The 19,848-nt window shown below is 68.1% G+C and carries 19 protein-coding genes; 8 read left to right on the plus strand and 11 right to left on the minus strand.

Annotation, left to right across the window (positions count from 1 at the left end; genetic code table 11):
- The first annotated feature begins 16 nt into the window (after positions 1-16).
- Both ureG and A7U43_RS15255 read left to right on the plus strand, forming a co-directional pair.
- Positions 17-697 carry an urease accessory protein UreG gene (gene ureG / locus A7U43_RS15250; RefSeq protein ID WP_067996795.1) on the plus strand — a complete coding sequence of 227 codons (681 nt, stop codon included), beginning with the start codon at positions 17-19 and terminating at the stop codon, positions 695-697.
- Positions 698-1,330: an urease accessory protein UreD gene (locus tag A7U43_RS15255; protein ID WP_067996799.1), complete on the plus strand. Its 633-nt coding sequence runs from the start codon at positions 698-700 to the stop codon at positions 1,328-1,330.
- On the opposite strand, the gene A7U43_RS15260 is transcribed toward A7U43_RS15255, so the two are convergent.
- The 3 genes from A7U43_RS15260 to A7U43_RS15270 form a co-directional block, all read right to left on the minus strand.
- Positions 1,327-2,727, minus strand: a complete 1,401-nt coding sequence (locus A7U43_RS15260; RefSeq protein ID WP_067996802.1) for an NAD(P)/FAD-dependent oxidoreductase — start codon at positions 2,725-2,727, stop codon at positions 1,327-1,329. The genes A7U43_RS15255 and A7U43_RS15260 overlap by 4 nt on opposite strands.
- A 101-nt stretch (positions 2,728-2,828) precedes the next feature.
- A complete protein-coding gene (locus A7U43_RS15265) occupies positions 2,829-3,755 on the minus strand; it encodes an LLM class F420-dependent oxidoreductase (RefSeq protein WP_067996805.1) in 927 nt (308 codons plus the stop codon).
- Between the two features lie 68 nt (positions 3,756-3,823).
- On the minus strand, positions 3,824-4,495 hold the full coding sequence (locus tag A7U43_RS15270; protein ID WP_067996807.1) for an SDR family oxidoreductase: 672 nt from the start codon (positions 4,493-4,495) through the stop codon (positions 3,824-3,826).
- 335 nt (positions 4,496-4,830) lie between these two features.
- On the opposite strand from A7U43_RS15270, the gene A7U43_RS15275 reads away from it, so the two are divergent.
- From A7U43_RS15275 to A7U43_RS15285, 3 genes are all read left to right on the plus strand, one after another.
- Positions 4,831-5,802 (plus strand): APA family fibronectin-binding glycoprotein, encoded by a 972-nt coding sequence (locus A7U43_RS15275; RefSeq protein ID WP_067996810.1) that lies wholly within the window; start codon positions 4,831-4,833, stop codon positions 5,800-5,802.
- 198 nt (positions 5,803-6,000) lie between these two features.
- The gene (locus tag A7U43_RS15280; RefSeq protein WP_067996811.1) at positions 6,001-6,264 is read left to right on the plus strand and encodes a GlsB/YeaQ/YmgE family stress response membrane protein; all 264 of its coding nucleotides are present in this window, start codon (positions 6,001-6,003) and stop codon (positions 6,262-6,264) included.
- A 9-nt stretch (positions 6,265-6,273) separates the two neighbouring features.
- Positions 6,274-6,570, plus strand: a complete 297-nt coding sequence (locus A7U43_RS15285) for a GlsB/YeaQ/YmgE family stress response membrane protein (RefSeq protein ID WP_067996815.1) — start codon at positions 6,274-6,276, stop codon at positions 6,568-6,570.
- Between the two features lie 24 nt (positions 6,571-6,594).
- Here the strand turns inward: A7U43_RS15285 and A7U43_RS15290 are convergent, their stop codons facing one another.
- Entirely contained in the window at positions 6,595-7,371 is a 777-nt protein-coding gene (locus A7U43_RS15290; protein WP_067996818.1) for a CPBP family intramembrane glutamic endopeptidase, read from the minus strand.
- Positions 7,372-7,455: 84 nt separating this feature from the next.
- On the opposite strand from A7U43_RS15290, the gene A7U43_RS15295 reads away from it, so the two are divergent.
- From A7U43_RS15295 to A7U43_RS15305, 3 genes are read left to right on the plus strand one after another with little or no spacing between them, the layout of a single operon-like run.
- Positions 7,456-9,813: a CaiB/BaiF CoA-transferase family protein gene (locus A7U43_RS15295; protein ID WP_067996822.1), complete on the plus strand. Its 2,358-nt coding sequence runs from the start codon at positions 7,456-7,458 to the stop codon at positions 9,811-9,813.
- Positions 9,810-11,237 (plus strand): aldehyde dehydrogenase, encoded by a 1,428-nt coding sequence (locus tag A7U43_RS15300; RefSeq protein ID WP_067996825.1) that lies wholly within the window; start codon positions 9,810-9,812, stop codon positions 11,235-11,237. Before A7U43_RS15295 ends, A7U43_RS15300 begins: the two co-directional genes overlap by 4 nt.
- Before the next feature lie 36 nt (positions 11,238-11,273).
- A complete protein-coding gene (locus A7U43_RS15305; RefSeq protein WP_067996827.1) occupies positions 11,274-12,749 on the plus strand; it encodes an acetyl-CoA acetyltransferase in 1,476 nt (491 codons plus the stop codon).
- Here A7U43_RS15305 and A7U43_RS15310 read toward each other — a convergent pair whose 3' ends face one another.
- The 7 genes from A7U43_RS15310 to A7U43_RS15340 all read right to left on the minus strand — a co-directional run bounded on the left by A7U43_RS15310 (position 12,750) and on the right by A7U43_RS15340 (position 19,725).
- Positions 12,750-13,745, minus strand: coding sequence for a malate dehydrogenase (locus tag A7U43_RS15310; RefSeq protein WP_067996830.1), 996 nt, complete (start codon positions 13,743-13,745; stop codon positions 12,750-12,752).
- Between the two features lie 24 nt (positions 13,746-13,769).
- Entirely contained in the window at positions 13,770-14,993 is a 1,224-nt protein-coding gene (locus A7U43_RS15315) for an NAD(P)/FAD-dependent oxidoreductase (RefSeq protein ID WP_067996834.1), read from the minus strand.
- Between the two features lie 103 nt (positions 14,994-15,096).
- Positions 15,097-15,429 carry a TfoX/Sxy family protein gene (locus tag A7U43_RS15320; protein ID WP_067996836.1) on the minus strand — a complete coding sequence of 111 codons (333 nt, stop codon included), beginning with the start codon at positions 15,427-15,429 and terminating at the stop codon, positions 15,097-15,099.
- A 3-nt stretch (positions 15,430-15,432) separates the two neighbouring features.
- Positions 15,433-15,810, minus strand: a complete 378-nt coding sequence (locus A7U43_RS15325; protein ID WP_067996841.1) for a nitroreductase family deazaflavin-dependent oxidoreductase — start codon at positions 15,808-15,810, stop codon at positions 15,433-15,435.
- Between the two features lie 9 nt (positions 15,811-15,819).
- Positions 15,820-16,287 (minus strand): OsmC family protein, encoded by a 468-nt coding sequence (locus tag A7U43_RS15330; protein WP_067996844.1) that lies wholly within the window; start codon positions 16,285-16,287, stop codon positions 15,820-15,822.
- A 110-nt stretch (positions 16,288-16,397) separates the two neighbouring features.
- Positions 16,398-18,728, minus strand: coding sequence for an endopeptidase La (lon, locus tag A7U43_RS15335; protein WP_067996847.1), 2,331 nt, complete (start codon positions 18,726-18,728; stop codon positions 16,398-16,400).
- 70 nt (positions 18,729-18,798) lie between these two features.
- Entirely contained in the window at positions 18,799-19,725 is a 927-nt protein-coding gene (locus A7U43_RS15340; RefSeq protein WP_082902151.1) for an alpha/beta fold hydrolase, read from the minus strand.
- Positions 19,726-19,848 lie beyond the last annotated feature (123 nt).

Here is a 19,848-nt window from a genome sequence, read left to right on the forward strand (position 1 = left end):
TTCGAAAGGTTCCGATATGCCACCACATTTCATCGACGGCGAACCGCATACCCACACCGACCGGCCCAAGCGGGTACGCCGCCCGGGGGAGCCGCTGCGCATCGGTGTGGGCGGTCCGGTGGGGTCCGGCAAGACGGCCCTGGTGGCCGCCCTGTGCCGCCAGTTGCGCGATGAGATATCCCTGGCGGTGCTCACCAACGACATCTACACCACCGAGGACGCCGATTTCCTGCGCAGGCATGCCGTCCTGCCGGACGAACGGATCGCCGCGGTACAGACCGGGGGCTGCCCGCACACCGCGATACGCGATGACATCACCGCCAACCTCGATGCCATCGACGACCTGATAGCCGCCAATCCCGGTCTGGACCTGATCCTGGTCGAATCGGGCGGCGACAACCTGACCGCGACATTCTCGTCCGGCCTGATCGACGTGCAGATCTTCGTCGTCGACGTCGCGGGTGGGGACAAGGTACCGCGCAAGGGCGGTCCCGGCGTGACCTACTCGGACCTGTTGGTGATCAACAAGACCGATCTGGCGCCGCTGGTCGGCGCCGACCTCGACGTGATGCGCCGGGACTCCACACAGGTGCGCGGTGAGCGGCCCTTCGTGCTCATCTCGCTCACCGACGACCCGACCGCCGCGCCGGTGTTGCAGTGGGTGCACGACCAGCTACAGATCCCGATCACCGCCTAGATGCGCTCCGACGTTCTGCTGGTGGCGCGGCCCGGCCGTGGCCCGCATATCGAATGCGCCGGCGCACTGGCCGCACGCCGCACAGAACCCGATGTGGTGCACCTCCTTTCGGCGGCCGCGACACCGCTGGGCGGGGATGTCATCTCGGTGCGCATCATCGTGGAGGCGGGCGCGCGGCTGCGGGTCCGCAGCGCCGCCGCCAGTGTCGTGCTGCCGGGTGCGGCGAGCCTGCTGTCGCACAGTTCCTGGGATCTGGAAGTCGCCGGTGAACTCGATCTGGACCCCCAGCCCACCGTCGTGGCCGGCGGCGCACGCCACCACACCAGCACCCGGCTGAGGGTGGCAGAGGCCGCCACGGCCCGGGTTCGGGAGAGTGTGCAGATCGGCAGAATCGGTGAGGACCAGGGCTTTTGGTCCTCGGCGCTGCATGCCGATATCGGCGGCAGTCCGTTGTTGCGGCATCGTGTCGAGCTCGGCAGGGGATCGGTAGCCGATGACGTGCTGGGGACGCCGAAGGCGTGCGTCAGTGAACTACGTTATCCGGCAACAGGATTCGACAGCGCCGGCACAGTCCTGGAATTGGCCGGTGGCGGCAGCCTGTCGACGTGGCAGGGGCAGCGACTGGGCGGCTAACTGGCCGCCTTCTCGCCCTCCTGCACCGCGGCCGCGATCTCCTGAAGCTCCTCGATGCGGGTACGGGCATAGGCCTGCTGCTCGGTGATGGTCAGCTGACCGCGCTGCCGGCTGAGGAACGTGACCGCCCACGACAGCAGGGTGGCGATCTTGGTCTTGAAGCCGACCAGGTAGATCAGGTGCAGTCCCAGCCAGGCCAGCCACGCGAAGAACCCACTGAATTCGAACTTGTTCTTCTCGCCGAGGGGAATCTGGGCGACGGCGTTCCACTTCGACACCGTGGCCATCGAGCCCTTGTCGAAGTACTTGAACGGCACCCGCGGCTTGGGCTTGGTGCCGTGTGCCCGGGCAGCGGCCTCGTTCTTGACGATCGCGGCGACGTACTTGCCGCCCTGGATGGCGCCCTGGGCCATCCCGGGCACGCCAGGTACGAAGGCCATATCTCCGATCACGAACACGTTGGGGTGACCGGGGATCGACAGATCCGGGTTGACGATCACGCGGCCGGCGCGGTCGATCTCGGTGTCGGACTGCGCGGCAAGGTCCCTGCCCAGCGGGCTGGCGGCCACACCGGCCGACCACACCTTGCTGGCCGATTCGATCCGGCGCAGGCTGCCGTCCTGGTCCTTGACGGTGATGCCGTTGCGATCGACGTCGGTGACCATGGCGTTCAGCTGGATCTCGACGCCCATCTTCTCCAGCCGCTCCTTGGCCTTGAGGCCGAGCTTCTCACCCATGGGCGGCAATACGGCCGGTGCGGCATCGAGCAGGATGACGTGCGCCTCGGTGGGGTCGATGTGCCGGAAGCTGCCCTTGAGCGTCTGATCGGACAGCTCCTGGATCTGGCCCGCCATCTCGACACCGGTGGGCCCGGCGCCGACGACAACGAAGGTCAGCAGCTTTTTGCGGCGTTCCGGATCGCTGGACCGCTCGGCCTGCTCGAAGGCGCCGAGGATGCGGCCACGCAGTTCCAGCGCATCATCGATGGTCTTCATACCCGGGGCGAACTCCGCGAAGTGGTCGTTGCCGAAGTACGACTGACCGGCGCCGGCGGCCAGGATCAACGTGTCGTAGGGCGTGCTGTAGGTATGCCCGAGCAGGATCGAGTCGACCGTCTTCTTCTCCAGGTCGATGTGCGTCACATCGCCGAGGAGCACCTGCGCATTGTCCTGCTTACGCAGGATCAGTCGCGTCGGCGGGGCGATCTCGCCCTCGGAGATGATCCCGGTGGCCACTTGGTACAGCAGCGGCTGGAACAGGTGGTGGGTGGTGCGGGCGATCAGCTTGATGTCGACGTCGGCACGCTTGAGCGCCTGCGCGGCGTTCAGTCCGCCGAATCCCGAACCAACGATGACTACCTGGTGCCGATCCGATGCCGTGGCTCCGGGGTGGCTCATCTGACGCTCCTAGCGAAGTACTTTGTTAATACAACCCTAGGGTAGTCGGTGCCCATCCCACCAGCGCGGTGAGATGGGGCACCCACCAAGAGTTCACCTCGCTACCCGGCCAGCACCGGCTTCAGCGCCTCGGCCACCGCGGTCACACCGCCGGGCACGTAACCGCCCATCGTCACCGGGCTGAGGATCACACCGTCGACGCCGACGTCGTAGACCTTGTCCTTGAGCTGTTCGGCGACCTGTTCGGGGCTGCCGAAGACGGCCTGTTGCTTGAAATCGTCGGGAATCATGTCCGCGGTGAACTGCTCGCCGATCAAGGCGATGACCAGCATGCTGGTCTCCAGGGTGGCCGGGTCGCGGTCGATCTCCTCGCATCGCTGACGCACGACGTCGAGTTTGCGGGGCAGTTCGTCGAAGCCGGCGATGATGTTGAGGTGGTCGAAGTGCCGTGCGGCCAGCGGGATGGTCTTCTTCTCGCCGCTGCCGCCGATCATCAGCGGGATATGTTCGCGGAAGCGGGGATTGGCGAAGGCTTCTTGGGTTTTGTAGTAGGCGCCGTCAAATGTGACGCGCTCACCCTTGAGCATCGGCACAATGATCTGCAGTGCCTCGTCGAGCTTCTTGAAACGGTCGGTGAAGGTGCCGAATTCGAATCCGAGGCTGTCGTGCTCGAGCTCGAACCACCCGGTGCCGATGCCCAGGATGGCGCGACCCTGGCTGATCACGTCCAAGGTGGTGATGGCCTTGGTGAGCACGGTGGGGTTGCGGTAGGTGTTGCCGGTGACCAGGGTTCCCAGCTGAACCCGCTCGGTGGCGTTCGCCAGCGCGCCCAGGGCGGTATAGGCCTCCAACATCGGCTCTTCGGGCGCGCCGAGGCCGGGCAGTTGGTAGAAGTGGTCCATCAGGAAAACCGAGTCGAAGCCGGCGGATTCGGCTTCCCGAGCTTGCGCGATGACCGTCGGGAACAGGTCCGCGACGCCGGTGCCGTAGGAAAAGTTGGGGATCTGAAGTCCAAGTCGAATGGCCATGGGCTCACGTAACCACAACTAAGCGGAGCGGTCACCCCGTTTTAGCTCGGGGCGAACAAGGGAATATCTCAGCCGAAGTCGGCGAGCGCACCCTGACTGACGTGCAGCGTCTCGCCGGTGATGTGCCGAGCCGCCGGCGTGGTGAGAAACATTGCGAGACGGGTGATCTCGTCGGCGGTGCTGGCGGGTGAGCCGGACAGTCCGTCGTAGCCGGGCTCCGCGCTGCGGCCGGCGGCCACCAGGTTGATGGTGATACCGCGGATGCCGAAGTGGGCGGCCTGGCCCGAGGTCCAGTTCGACAGTGCCGCCTTGATGGCGGCATCGGCGCTGCCGTCGGCGGGGTTGGACGGCAGCACGTTGATGATCGATCCGCCCGAGCTGAGCTGGTCGCCGAGCACCGAAACCGTCAACACCGCCGACAGGACCACGGTGTCCAGCGCGTGCCGCCACGCCGAGGCGCGCTCGGACAAGGTGTGGGTCCGTGGGTCGCCCGCGTTCCAGCGGGGGGCCGGCACGTTGACGATGCCGTCCAGGTGCTGCGGAAAGGCGCCGCGGGCCGCTTCGAGGCTGGCCGGGTCGTTGTTGTCGAACACCACGTAGTCGACGTCGAGTTCTTTTGCGGCGACTTCGAGCTCGGCGCGCTGGGCACCGGCGATCACCACGTTGTTGCCCGCGTCGCGGAATCCGCTCGCGATCACGCGACCCAGTTCGGTATCGCCACCGGTGACGAGCAACTCCATGGGACCTCCTTGGTTCAGCGCTGAAGCCAGCGAGTGACGATTATGTTACTGGACAGTAGCTAGCTGGGGGAAATCTGACGCGCCAGGCTTCCACCCCCGTTGCGGGCGTCGGTAACGGATCGCGGTATGGCGGCGACACATGGTGCAGAACCCCACCGTCGGCGTCGAGCGGTACACCCGGACGCCAACGGTGGACTCCGTCGTGGGGCAATCGCTCAGCAACGGCGAGAGCCGCACTCTGCGTAGGCTTTATCCGCCTTCAGCAACCTCCCAGTTTTCCGCTTAATGAGCAACTCGCACTTGCGTCACGGCCGTAACACGGTAGTTTCTTCACCATGGATCAGTCGGACGTGAACTCCTCACACCGCAAGCGGCTCGGCAAGCGGCTTTCGGTCGCCGCGGCGGTGGCGTCCGCGGCGGCCCTGGCCCTGCCGGTCGCGGTATCGCATGCCGAGCCGGTGCCGCCCGCCCCGGCGCCGGCCCCTGCCGAACCGACACCGGCACCGCCCCCACCCGGCGCCCCCGTACCGCCGGCCGCGCCGCTGCCTCCGGGCGTGCCGCCCCCGCCGGCCGATCCCAACGCGCCTCCGGTCGACCCGAATGCCCCGCCGCCGCCGCCGGCGCCCGAGCCCAACCGGGTCAACAATGCCCCCGGTGGTTTCAGTTACCTGCTGCCCGACGGGTGGAAGGTGGCCGACGCGACCCAGCTGTCCTACGGCCAGGCGCTGCTGACCAAGATCCCGCCGGCCGGCACCGAACAACCGCCGAACGACACCAGCGTGCTGCTGGGCCGGCTCGACATGAAGCTGTTCGCCGGGTCCGAGGCGGACAACGCCAAGGCGGCGGCTCGACTGGCCTCCGACATGGGTGAGTTCTTCATGCCCTTCCCGGGGACGCGTCTCAATCAGGAGACCACGCCGCTGACCGCGGGCGACCTCACCGGCACCGCGTCCTACTACGAGGTGAAGTTCACCGACACCAGCAAGCCGACCGGGCAGATCTGGGCCGGTGTCGTGGGTGCCCCCGCCGCGGCCGCGCGCGGGCAACGTGCGCCCGAACGCTGGTTCGTGGTGTGGCTGGGCACGGCCAACAACCCGGTGGACAAGGGTGCCGCGGTGGCGCTGGCGCAGTCCATCCGGCCGTGGAGCCCGCCGCCTCCGCCTCCGCCGCCGGACCCGAATGCGCCGCCACCGCCGCCGGATCCCAACGCCCCGCCGCCGGACCCGAATGCGCCGCCGCCGCGACCCGGTCTCGGTGTGCCCGTGCCGGTCGATCCGAACAGCGCCCCCGGGATGCTGCCGGCGTAGTCGGCACTGATCGACGCACTGTCGCCCTGAGCGGGCTGCCGTGGATGCATCTGCACGGTACGGCTCTCAGGGCGGCATTGCGTAAGCGTGCCGGGCGATGGCCGATCGTGGCTGTTTCGGCGGCGTGATCGTTACCTTGAGCTGGTAATCCAGAGGCTAAGGGTCGGCCGTCCGTGGCGGGCCCGGGGAGGATGTCTCATGGGCACCATCATCGGAACCATCATCTTCGGCGCAGTGATCGGCGTGTTGGCGCGACTGGTCATACCCGGCAAGCAATCGATCGGATGGCTCATTACCATCGCGCTCGGCGTAGCCGGTGCCCTCATCGGTTATTGGGTCTGGGGTCTGGTAGCCAGCGAGGGCAACACCGACACGGGCGGTATCGACTGGATCAGGTGGGCAATCAGCATCGCCGCTGCGGCGGTCTTGACTCTCGGTTACACGGCAGCAACTAAGAAGTAGGTAGCGCCGTTGAGTACTGCCGAACAACTCTATCTGGCATTGGCGCCACCGGCCGCGGTGACCTGGTTGAGCTATCTCGTCATCGGGGGGATAGCGGGTTGGCTGGCAGGCAAGCTGGTTCCCAGCATAGAGACTGGAATCCTGCTCAACGTTGTCATCGGCGTCATTGGCGGCTATATCGGTGGTTTCCTGCTCAGCTTTTTCCTCGGCACCGCGGGCGGCGGTTGGTGGTTCACGCTGTTCACCGCGGTACTGGGATCGGTCATCCTGTTGTGGATCGTCGGCTTGGTGACCAAGAAGTCCTGAGCCGGGCGCAGGGGCGTGCCGCCCTCAGGTGGACGCGTGCCACACCAGGGCGGCCGCCAACGCACCCATGCCGTTCAGCGACCAGTGCAACGCGATCGGGGCGATCAGACTGCCGCTGCGGCGGCGCAGCCAGGTGAACACGAAGCCGGCGGCCGCGGTGGCGATCACGGCGCCGACGACACCGGCGACCATCCCGAAGACGCCGCCGCCGAGAAGACGTGAGAATCCGACATTGCCGCTGGTGAGGCCGAAGGAACTGGCGATATGCCAGAGGCCGAACAGCAGTGATCCGGCGGCAGCGACGCCGCGGAAGCCCCACGCGCGGTCCAACGCGCCGTGCAGTACGCCCCGGAAGGCGAGTTCCTCGGGGATGACGGTCTGCAACGGGATGATGACCATCGACGCGATCAGGGCGCCCGACAACGTCGCATAGTGGTTGTTCATGAACATCGGGCGCGTCCAGGGCAGCAGTGCACCGATGGCGATGACGGTCAACACGATCCCGACGACGGCCGCGGCGTACCCGGCGCCCGAGCGCCACTGCTCGCGGCCCAGGCCGAGTTCGGACCAGCCCAGCCCGCGGGAGCGCACCAACACCACCAGGCCCACCGCTGCAGCAGGCACGATCACGACATTGGCCCACGGTGTGGTGAAATGCGCCACCAGATTGGTGAGCGCCAGCACCACCACGACGATCGCGACGTCGGCATAAACCCGGAAATGGTGCAGCGCCGACAACTGCCCGACCAGTGGATGGGCAGGCATTTCGATCGGTGGGGCCACCACGCCGGCGTCAGACATCGACTGCCAGTGTACGTGCTGCGGTTGTCTACCTAAGTTAGCGAACTGACACGCTAAGGTGTCGAGCGTGCTGAGGATGACGCGGTGACGGCCGAACTGCCCTTGCTGGGCGGGGTGCGGATTCTCGAGCTCGCCGGCGCCGGCGCCGCGGGGGTCACCCGATTGCTGGCCGACCTGGGCGCCGATGTGCTCAAGATCGACCTTCCCGGCGCCGCGGACGGGGATCGCCGCAGGGTGCCCCTGGTGGGCGATGTGAGCGTGCCGTTCACGCTGGACAACGCCAACAAGCGTGCGACGACGCTGGATCCCGCCGACGCAGCCGACCGGCACCGGTTCGGCGAACTGGTGGCCGGTGCCGACATCCTGGTCTCCGGGGCCGGCGACCTCCCCGGTGCTTTCGGTACATCCTGCGCCGGGCTCGCCGACCGCCATCCCGAGCTGGTGGCGATGTCGGTCACCGATTTCGGCACTGACGGCCCGTACCGGTCCTGGTCGGGCACCGACGCCGTCTTCTATGCGATGTCCACTGCGCTCTCGCGTTCCGGCCCCCCGACCGGGACACCGGTGCTGCCGCCGATCGGTATCGCCTCGGCGACCGCCGCGGCGCAGGCGGCCTGGGCGGTGTTGGCCGCCTACTACCACCGGCTGCGGCATGGCGCCGGGGACTACATCGACTTCTCCCGGTTCGAGGCCGTGGTGCAGGCCCTCGACCCGCCCTTCGGTTCGCAGGGGCAGGCCGCGTCCGGGCTGAAACGCTCCGGCGGGTGGCGCGGGCGGCCCCGGAACCAGCAGATCTATCCGACATTCCGGTGTCGCGACGGATTTGTGCGCATCTGTCTTCTCTCGGCCCGGCAATGGCGTGGCATGCGGGCTTGGCTCGGTGAGCCCGAGGAGTTCAGCGGGCCCGAATTCGATTCGATCGCTGCGCGATTCGCCGCTTCCAAGGAGCTGAACGCGGCGATAGCGGCCCTGTTCGCGCCCGAGAGCATGGATGACCTGGTCACGGCGGGGCAGGCGCGCGGCGTGCCGATCGCCGCGGTGCAGACGCCCGCCGAGGCACTGGCGTCGACGCATTTCCGCGCCGTCGGCGCGCTGGCGCCGATGCCGGTTGCCGGCGGCACCGTGACGGTTCCGGTCGGACCGTTCGTCGTCGACGGCACCCACCGGGGTTTGCGTACACCGCTGCTCGACGGGGCGGAACCCGTGTGGCTCGGCCCGGTCAACCCCCTCGGCCGGCCCCCCAAGAACGGCAAGCGCCCGTTCGACGGTCTGCGGATCCTGGATCTCGGCGTGATCGTCGCCGGCGGTGAACTCGGCCGGCTGTTCGCCGACCTGGGTGCCAGGGTGGTCAAGGTGGAGAGTGCGGCCTACCCGGACGGGCTGCGCCAGACCGCACCCGGGCAGCCGATGAGCTCCTCCTGGGCGCTGACGCACCGCAACGAACTGAGTTTCGGGGTGGACCTGCGCCACCGCGAGGGTGCCGAGATTTTCGCCAAGCTGGTCGGCCGCGCTGACGCGGTATTCGCCAACTTCAAGCCGGGAACGCTTGGCGCACTCGGCTTCTCCTTCGACGCGTTACAGACGATCAATCCCACCCTGGTGCTGGCCGAGAGCAGCGCCTTCGGCGATACCGGCCCGTGGAGCGACCGGATGGGCTACGGCCCACTGGTGCGTGCCACCACCGGTATCACGCGGCTGTGGCGGGGCGCCGGCGCCGAGAAGGACCAGTCCTCGCAGTTTTTCGACGCCACCACGATCTTTCCGGACCATGTCGCGGCCAGGATCACCGCGATCGCCACCCTGGCCGCGCTGATCCGCAGGGAACGCACCGGAACCGGTGCCCACGTGCATATCTCGCAGGCCGAGGTCGCGGTCAACCAGCTGGCCGTCGAGTACGTCGCCGAAGCCGCCGCCCAGGCCGGTCTGCCGATCACCGGGGACCCGGCCGTGCACGCGGTGTGTCCGTGTGCCGGCGATGACGAATGGTGCGTCATCTCGGTGCGCGACGAGTCCGACCGCGCGGCGCTGGCCGCACTCATCGGCATCGACCTGCCCGCCGACGGGAAAGCGTTGACCGCCGTCCTCGGCGCGTACACCGCGGGCCGCGACAAACATGTCGTCACCGACGAACTGCAGGCGGCCGGCATCCCGGCCGGACCGATGAACAGGCCGGGCGATGTGCTCGACGATGTCCAGCTGCAGTTCCGATCGCTGTACCGCGACCTGGAGCATCCGCTCTTCGAGGAGCCGATGCCCAGCGAGACCGGCCCGGCGCCCTACCGCGGCATTCCGCGCGGTGAACTGCGGCCGGCGCCGGTGGCCGGGGAACACACCCGTGACATCGCGCACCGGGCACTGGGCCTGGACAACGCCGAGATCGACCGGCTCATCGCCGAGAACGTGCTGTTCGAAGGCAGCATCGACCAGAGGAGCACACCATGAGCACCGCATCAGTCTTCATCGCCGGCCAGTTCCGCGACGCGGCCGACAGCATTGCCGTGATCGAGGCCGCGACCGAGGAACAGCTCGGGTTCGGTGCGGCCGCAACCGAATCCGAAATCGACGACGCCGTCGCGGCCGCCCGCGCGGCCCTGCCGGGCTGGCGGTCGACGCCGGCCGGTGACCGCGCCGGCGTGCTCCGGCTGATGGCCGAGGCACTGCAGAAGCGGGCCGCCGGCACGCTGGAGCTGTGCTCCCGGGAGAACGGTATGCCCGTCCGGCTGTCCAAGGGCGCCAACGGCATGTTCCCCGCGGTCCTGCTGCGCTACTACGCCGACCTGCTGGACACGACCGAGCAGGAAGAAGTGCGCCCCGCAGCGATCGGGCACACCATCGTGCGACGCGAGCCCGTCGGTGTCGTCGCCGCCATCACCCCGTGGAATTACCCGCAGGCGCTGGCCATGATGAAGATCGCGCCCGCGCTCGCCGCCGGATGCACCATGGTGCTCAAGGCCGCTCCGGAAACCGCCCTGGACGCCCTGATCTTTGCCGAAGCGGCGCAGGAGGCGGGTCTGCCCGCCGGCGTGCTCAACGTCATCGCCGGCGGCCCGCAGTCCGGCGCCTACCTGGTCTCGCACCCCGGCGTGGACAAGGTGGCCTTCACCGGGTCGACGGCGGCCGGACGCATCATCGCCGAAACCTGTGGTCGGTTGTTGCGGCCGGTCACCCTGGAGTTGGGTGGCAAGTCGGCCGCCATCATCCTCGACGACGCGGACCTGGACGCCACCGTCAAGGGACTGCGCTCGGCGTCGTTCGTCAACAACGGCCAGACCTGTCATCTGAGCTCACGGATCCTGGCGCCGCGCGCACGCTACGCCGAGGTGGTCGACGCGGTCGCCGCGTTGGCCGACGGCCTGGTGGTGGGCGATCCGCTGCAGAAATCCACCGATATCGGGCCATTGGTCAGCCGCCGCCAGCAGCAGCGTGTGCTCGAGTACATCGACGTCGGTAGGACAGAGGCGAAACTTGTTGCCGGCGGCTCGGTTCCGGCCGACCAGCCACGCGGATGGTTTGTGTCTCCGACGGTGTTCGCCGAGGTCGACAACTCTGCACGGATCGCCCAGGAGGAGATCTTCGGTCCTGTGCTGACGGTCATCCCGTACGCCTCCGACCAGGAAGCCGTCGACATCGCCAACGACAGCGAGTTCGGGCTGGGCGGCACGGTGTGGTCACCGGATGTGGACCGCGCCACCGATATCGCCCGCAGGGTGCACACCGGGACCATCGGCGTCAACGAATACCAGCTGGATGTCAACGCCCCGTTCGGCGGCGTCAAGGCCAGCGGGCTGGGCCGCGAGCTGGGCCCGGAGGGGCTGGCCGCCTACCAGGCCATCAAGTCGATCTACCGCGTCGGCCCCAGTGCCTGACGCCCGTTTCCGCCCGCTCGTGGAGAGGACCACACAGTGACCATCGACCCCAGAACCCCGGTGCTCGTCGGGTACGGACAGGTCAACCAGCGCGAAGAGAGCGCGACGACCGAGCCGGTCGACCTGATGGAGAGGGCCGCCCGCGCCGCCGCCGACCCCCGGGTGCTCGCCGCGGTGGACTCGGTACGGGTGGGCAATCTGCTGTCCTGGCGCTACCGTGATCCGGGCCTGCTGCTCGCGCAGCGCATCGGTGCGGGTAGCGCGGCGACCCGCTACACCCCGATCGGCGGCAATGTTCCGCAGTCGCTGGTCAACCAGGCCTGCCTCGATATTCAGCAGGGCCGCAACGATGTCGTGCTGATCACCGGCGGTGAAACCTGGCGATCCCGCACCCGGTTGCGGGCCCGCGGCGAGAAGCTCGTCGGCACCAAACAAGACGAGTCGGTGCCCTTGGCGCCGGGCTCCGATGACGAGTTCGCGCTCGCCGGCCCGGGTGAGTTGCGTATCCAGCTGGACCGGCCGGCATTCGTGTATCCGATGTTCGAGCAGGCGCTGCGCATCGCCGCCGGTGCGACGCCGCAGGATCATCAGCAGCGCATCGGCGAACTGTGGTCGCGGTTCAGCGCCGTCGCCGCGGACAATCGCCACGCCTGGAATCGGGAAGCGCGCTCCGCGCAGGAGATTGCCGTGCCGGGGCCGAAGAACCGGATGATCAGCGCTCCGTACACCAAGCTGATGAACTCCAACAACATGGTCGACCAGGGGGCGGCGCTGATCCTGATGTCGGCGGAGAAGGCCACCTATCTCCAGATCCCGCAGGATCGTTGGGTTTTCCCGCACGCCGGGACCGACTCGCACGACACCTACGAGATCAGCCACCGTGCCGAATTCCACGCGTCGCCGGCCATCCGCATCGGTGGCCGCCGTGCCCTGGAACTGGCCGGACTGGGTATCGACGATATCGCTCTGGTCGACGTGTACTCCTGCTTCCCGTCGGCGGTGCAGGTGGCGGCCAACGAACTCGGTCTTGCCCTGGATGATCCGCAGCGTCCGCTGACCGTCACCGGCGGGCTGACCTTCGCCGGCGGACCGTGGAACAACTACGTCACGCACTCCATCGCCACCATGGCCGAGCGGCTGATCGCCGAGCCCGGCGCGCTCGGACTGGTCACCGCCAATGGCGGTTACCTCACCAAGCACAGCTTCGGTGTGTACAGCACCCGGCCGCCCAGCGGCGGATTCCGCTGGGAGGACGTGCAACCCAGCGTCGATGCCGAGCCCACCCGGGCCGCCGAGGTCGAGTGGTCCGGGGTGGGCACCGTCGAAACCTGGACCACGCCATTCGATCGCGACGGTGTGCCGGAGAAGGCGTTCCTGGCAGTGCGCACACCGGGTGACAGCCGTGCGCTGGCGGTCCTCGACGATCGCTCCGAGGCCGCGGCGAGCGTTGCCGAGGATATCGCGGGAGCGAAGGTCACCGTGCGTGCCGACGGCACCGCCACGCTGGTGTGACTACAGCAGGCCCAGCGCCGCGACGGCGTCGCGCTCCTCGCGAAGCTCGGCGACCGACGCGTCGATCCGGGCGCGGGAGAACGCGTTGATGTCAAGCCCTTCGACGATCTCCCACCGGCCGTCGCGTGACCGGCATGGGAACGAGCACACCAGGCCTTCGTCGATGCCGTAGACGCCGGGGGAGGGCAGCGCCACCGATGTCCAGTCGCCATCGGGTGTGCCGTGCAGCCAGTCGTCGATATGGTCGATGGCGCCGTTGGCGGCCGACGCCGCCGAACTCGCACCGCGCGCCTCGATGATCGCGGTTCCGCGGCGCGCCACCGTGGGGATGAAATCGTCGGCGAGCCAATGGGTGTCGGCCGCGAAGTCGGCACCGGAACGGCCGCCGACGATGGCATGGAAGATGTCCGGGTACTGCGTCGGCGAATGGTTGCCCCAGATGCTCATCCGGCTGATATCGGTGACCGGAGCCCCGGTGTGGCGCGCCAGTGCCGCCACCGCGCGGTTGTGATCGAGGCGTGTCAGTGCGGTGAAGCGTTCGCGCGGAATGTCCGGGGCGTGGGCCGCGGCCACCAGCGCGTTGGTGTTGGCGGGATTGCCGACGACCAGAACCCGGACCTCGGATGACGCGCCGGCGTTGAGCGCCTTGCCGGCCGTCGCGAAGATCTGCGCGTTGGCGCCGAGTAGGTCGGCCCGCTCCATGCCCTTGGTGCGCGGCCGCGCACCGATCAGCAGGGCGACGTCGACACCGTCGAACGCCCGCACCGGATCGTCGTGAATCTCCACTCCGGCCAGCAGCGGGAAGGCGCCGTCGTCGAGTTCCATCACCACGCCTTCGGCAGCCCGGACGGCGTCCGGCAACTCCAGCAGCCGCAACCGGACCGGGGTGTGGCGGCCGAGCATCGCCCCGGCCGCGATGCGAAAGAGTGCGGCGTAACCGATCTGGCCTGCAGCCCCGGTGACGACGACGGTGATCGGTGGCTGGGTCGAAGACATGCACCCGACCTTAATCAACGGCTCCTAGACCAGTTCGGACAGTGGCACTTCGGGATCGGCGAGTCGGACGGTGTCGATCTTCGCGCCGGCCCGGATGATCGCCTTGATCTCATCCAGTCCGTCCCAGATGTTCACGTTCATCCCGGCCAACACCCGCCTCTTGGTGTCCAGCCAGAACACGGTGAACTCACGTTTGCCGACGTCACCGCGGAACACCACCGAATCGTAGTTCGGTGCGTGGCCGACGTACTCCATGCCGAGGTCGTACTGGTCGGTGAAGAAGTACGGCAGTTCGTCGTAGCTGCCTGGGTCGCCGAGCATCCCGGCCACCGCGACCGCGGGCTGCTTCAGCGCGTTCGCCCAGTGCTCGGTGCGGACGCGACCCTCGAACAGCGGGTGCTGCGCGGCGGCGATGTCACCGACGGCATACACGTCGTCATCGCTGGTCTTCAGCGACTCGTCGACGGCCACGCCACCGGCGGCCAGCGTGAGACCGGCTTTCTCCGCGAGGGCGATACCGGGCTGTGCACCGACGGCGATCAGAACCAGATCGGCCGGCACGGTGGACCCGTCGCCCAGTCGCAGTCCGGTCGCGGTGCCCCCGGCCGCGGTGGTGATGGCGTCGACGGTCGCGTTCAGCCGCAGATCCACCCCGTGCTCGGTGTGCAGCGCGGCGAAAACCTGCGCGACCTCGGGTCCGAGAGCTCCCAGCAGGGGCAGTTCGGCGCTCTCCACGACGGTGACCTGTGCGCCGCGGGTCCGGGCGGCCGCGGCGACCTCCAGTCCGATCCAGCCGGCGCCGACGATGGCGAGCCTGCTGCGCTCGGTCAGTGCCGACAGCAGCGCGGCGGCATGGTCCACGGTGCGCAGTACGTGCACGCCGTCGGCGTCGGCACCCGGCACATCCAGGTGACGCGCCCGGGACCCGGTCGCGAGCAGCAGCTTGTCGTAATGCTCATGGTGGCCGTCATCGAAGCCGACGCTGTGACCGCCGGTGTCGATGATCTGCACGCCGGTGCCCAGGCGCAGGTCGATATCGTGCTCGCGATACCACTCGGCGGGGTGCACGGTGAAATCTGCCAGTGACTTGTCGCCGGCCATATAGTCCTTGGACAGTGGCGGCCGCTCGTAGGGAAGGTGATCCTCGCTGCCGAACAGGATGATCTTTCCGTCGAATCCTTTGTCGCGCAGGATTTCCGCGGCCTTCGCGCCGGCCAGGCCGGCGCCGACGATGACGAATGTGGGCATGGTTGTTCTCCTTTTTGTCCGGGCGGCTGCGCCGACACGCGTTCGCGAGGCGCATCGCCCGGATCGGTGCGGGATACCCCGCTGCCCCGGGAGCTAACCGCGCTTACTTGGGGGGCAGGCCGCAGGCACACCCCGCGCCGCGGTCCACCCATGATTGCAGCTGGCGCCTCGTGGTCACGCCCGCCGCGGCCACCCGGACCCAGCCGCGAGTCTCCTTGCCCGCCATGATCATCGGCTCGACATGGGCCCGCTTCAACAGCGTCGCGGTGTCCTCGGCAGGCACCCGCACCATGATGCCGCCCTGCCCGGACACACAGACGGCCATGTGACCGCGCACCAGGAAGGCCAGGCCCCCGAACATGCGCTTCTCATCCACGGCTTCGACGGTGGCCAGCAGTTCACGGACCCGCTCGGCGAGATCCACGTCGTAGGCCATCGGTCAGTCCAGATCGATGCGGATGGTGAGCAGGTCGGTGCCCATCACGCGGACCACGGCGCTGTTGAACTGCGGCAGTTCGGCCAACCTGGCGATCGGGTCGTCCGACGGCAGCAGATGGGCGATACCGTTGCGCCACCGCCCCCGGATGCGCACCCGGACAGCGGGATTCGCCTTGATGTTCTGCACGTAGTGGGCATGTTCACCGTGCTCGGAGACCATCCAGAACTGGCCGTCGACGACCCGGCCGCCCACCGCGGTACGCCGCGGTTGCCCGGACTTGCGGCCGGTCGTCTCCAGCATGGTTATCGGGAGTTTCCTGCCGATCGGGTTGACCGCGAGTCGCTGCAGCGTGTGCACGACCTTGCGTTTGAGCGCCATACGCCGAGTTTAAGCGTCGGCGGGCTCGCAGCGGACCTCGAAGTTCACCGAGTTCGCGATGAAACACAGCTGGTGGGCGCGATGATGGATGTCGGCCAGCGCGACGGCTTGCGCAGGATCGGCGAGCTGCACGACCGGGCGCAGTGTCACCTCGGTGAAATACCCGCTGCCGTCCGAGGTCTGGGCCATCGTGCCGGACGGGTGATCGGCGTAGCCGGTGACCGTGACGCCCGCCTGGGCGCACAGCGACAGCACCCACAGCATGTGGCACTGGGCCAACGAGGCCACCAGCAGCTCCTCGGGGTTCCACCGCGCTGGATCGCCCCGGAACGACGGGTCCGCGCTCCCGGCGATGGTGGGCTTGCCGTCCGCGCTGATCTCGTGGGCGCGTGCGTAGTCGCGGTAGCCGCTCGTACCGGTCCCGGTGTTCCCGGTCCAGGTGATGTCCAGTTCGTAATGATGAGTCTTGCCCGTCATGGCGTCACCTTAACCGTGCGAGCAGACGCAAATGGCCGCCAAATCCGACGGATTTGGCGGCCATTTGTTGGGGGCACCTCCCGCTTGCGGGGGACTCGCGACGGTTGTGGCTAGGCCGCGACGGTGGCCGCCTCGGACGCCGGCTCCAACGCCAGCGCGACGATCTCGGCGACATCGGTCATCGGACGGACCTCCAGCGCCGCCAGCACCTCGGCCGGAACCTCGTCGAGATCGGGCTCGTTGCGCTGTGGGATGAACACCGTCTTCAGCCCGGCCCGTTGCGCCGCCAGCAGTTTCTGCTTGACACCGCCGATGGGCAGCACCCGGCCGTTCAGCGTGACCTCACCGGTCATACCGACATCACCGCGGACCTGACGTCCGGTGGCCATCGACACCAGCGCCGTCACCATCGTCACACCCGCGGACGGACCGTCCTTGGGCACCGCGCCCGCGGGCACGTGCACGTGGATCTGGCGGTCCAGCGCCTTCGGGTCGACACCCAGCTGCTCGGCGTGGGCACGCACGTAGGACAGCGCGATCTGCGCGGATTCCTTCATGACATCACCGAGCTGGCCGGTCAGCTTCAGCCCCGGGTCGCCGTCGGTCGACCCCGCCTCGATGTAGAGCACATCGCCACCCAGCCCCGTGACGGCCAGGCCGGTCGCCACGCCGGGCACCGCGGTGCGCTCGTCCGAGTCCGGCGTGAACCGCGGACGGCCCAGGTAGTCAACGAGATCAGGCTCGTCGATCACCAGAGGAGTGTCATCGGAAGCCAGTTTCGTCGTCACCTTGCGCAACGCCTTGGCCAGCAACCGCTCGAACTGCCGCACCCCCGGTTCGCGGGTGTAGTCCGCGGCGATCTTGCGCAGCGCCGCCTCGGTCAAGGTGACCTCGTCCGAGGTCAGCGCCGCCCGCTCGGCCTGCCGGGGCAGCAGGTAATCCCGCGCGATGGCCACCTTGTCGTCCTCGGTGTAGCCGTCGATCTGGATCAGTTCCATGCGGTCCAGCAGCGCCGACGGGATGTTCTCGATGACGTTGGCCGTCGCCAGGAACACCACATCGGACAGGTCGAGATCCAGCTCCAGGTAGTGGTCGCGGAAGGTGTGGTTCTGCGCCGGATCGAGCACCTCGAGCAGCGCCGAGGATGGGTCGCCGCGGTAATCCGAGCCGACCTTGTCGATCTCGTCGAGCAGCACGACCGGGTTCATCGAGCCGGCCTCACCGATGGCCCGCACGATACGGCCGGGCAGCGCGCCGACGTAGGTGCGCCGGTGCCCGCGGATCTCGGCCTCGTCGCGCACACCACCGAGGGCGACGCGAACGAACTTGCGGCCCAACGCCCGTGCGACCGACTCACCCAACGAGGTCTTTCCGACACCGGGAGGGCCGGCCAGCACCATGACGGCACCGGAGCCGCGGCCGCCCACCACCGACATGTTGCGCTGGGCGCGCCGCGCCCGCACCGCCAGGTATTCGACGATGCGGTCCTTGACGTCCTCCAACCCGTGATGATCGGCATCCAGGATCTCGCGCGCGGACGTCAGATCCGTCGAATCCTGGGTGCTTTCGTTCCACGGCAGCTCCAGCACGGTGTCCAGCCAGGTGCGGATCCACCCGCCCTCGGGGCTCTGGTCACTGGACCGTTCCAGCTTGCCGACCTCGCGCAGCGCGGCCTCGCGAACCTTCTCGGGAAGGTCGGCGGCCTCGACGCGGGCCCGGTAGTCGTCTTCTTCCCCGGTCCCGTCGGGACCCAACTCGCCGAGTTCCTTGCGGATCGCGTTGAGCTGCTGGCGCAGCAGGAATTCCTTCTGCTGCTTGTCCATTCCGGCCCGGACGTCCTCGGCGATCTTGTCGTTGACCTCCGTCTCGGCCAGATGTTCACCGGTCCACGCGATGAGTTGACGCAACCGCTGCGACACATCTTCGGTCTCCAGCAGTTCGCGCTTCTGCACATCGGTCAGGTAGGACGCGTAGCCGGCGGTGTCGGCCATCGCGGACGGGTCGGTGATCTTGTTGACCACGTCGACGATCTGCCAGGCCTCCCGGCGCTGCAGCATCGCCAGCAGCAGCTTCTTGTACTCGGCGGCAAGTGTCGTGATCTCCTCGGTCGCCTCGGCGTCGGCCACCTCGGTGACCTCGACCCACAGCGCCGCCCCGGGCCCGGTGGTCCCAGAGCCGATGTGGGCGCGCCGCTCACCCTTGACGACGGCGGCGGCGCCACCACCGGGAATGCGGCCGACCTGCACGATCGAGGCGAGCACGCCGTAGGTGGGGTAGCGGTCATCCAGGCGCGGGGCGATCAGCAGCCGGCCCGAGTCGCTGGATTGGGCGGCATCGACCGCAGCCCGCGCGGCGTCGTCGAGCTCGATGGGCACCACCATTCCGGGTAGCAAGATCGGCTCACGGACGAACAAGACCGGGACGGAGATGGGTTCAGGCATCAATCCTCCAAAGTTGATTCTGATGGACTCAACTCAGGGGAGCCTTGGATTGTTCCCGGTGCTCGTCGACCTAGGTGATGGACCAGAACTCGAGCAGGGTGCGAATGGTCGCCACCAGGGGGAGCGGTTGGTCCAGCATCGGGTGGTGTCCGGCCTCGGCGAGTTCGACAAACGGGCCACGCAACTGCAGCAGGGAACGGATCTGCTCGGCCATCGGCGGTGGCACCAAACCGTTCTGGCACCGCAAATACCCTATTCGGCAGGGAATTCGGGCGAAGACGTTCTCCAAGATCTCCTCGTCGGCCGGCGTCTCCTCCAGCCGTAGCCCGCCGAAGATCTCGGGGTCGAACTTCCACACCCACCCGCTCTCGGACTTGCGCACGGACTGCGAGGCGATATGGCGTTCGATGAACGGCAGCGTCACAGGTTGCGTGGGCACGGCTCGAAAGCGCGCCAGGATCTCCGCCTCGGTGCGGTACCCGGGAGTGTCCCGGCGCCGGGTCGCCAGCCGCGGCTCCTCGGGAACCCGGTCGTGCAGCGGTGAGTCGATCACCAGAACGCTGTCGATCTGCTTGCCGTACCGGGTGGCAGCCGCGGCCCCGACCCAGCCGCCCATGCTGTGACCCACGACGGTCGGGCGGGCGGTCGACCCGGAGGCCTCCGCCGCGGCGAGCACTTCACGCGCCCACATCGACATCGAGTATTCCGGGCGCGCACCACTGTCACCGTGCCCGCTCAGGTCGAGCGCGACCACCCGGTGGGTGGCGGTGAACAGGGGAGCGATGTGATCCCACCATCCGGAATGCGCGCCGCCACCGTGCACGAAGACCAGCGGCGGCTTATCCGTGTCGCCCCACAGCCGCAAATGGATGCGGCACCCGCGGACGTCGGTCGCGGCATGCTCGGGCGTGACGGCCAGCGCGGTGTGAAACCATTCCGGCTCGTCGACCGGCGGTTCCGGGTCCGACGGCTTCGGGCGTCGGATCTTGAGACTCACCTTGAGCAGTCTGTCTCATCGTCTGACCGGCCCGTGATCCGGCCCGTGCGCGTGCGGGGACCTCCTTGCCGTGGCTGGTGTTGCCGTCAAAGGTGCAGGTATGGTCGACCCTCGCTGGTCTGC

This window comes from Mycobacterium adipatum (assembly GCF_001644575.1).
Classification (GTDB): Bacteria; Actinomycetota; Actinomycetes; order Mycobacteriales; family Mycobacteriaceae; genus Mycobacterium; species Mycobacterium adipatum.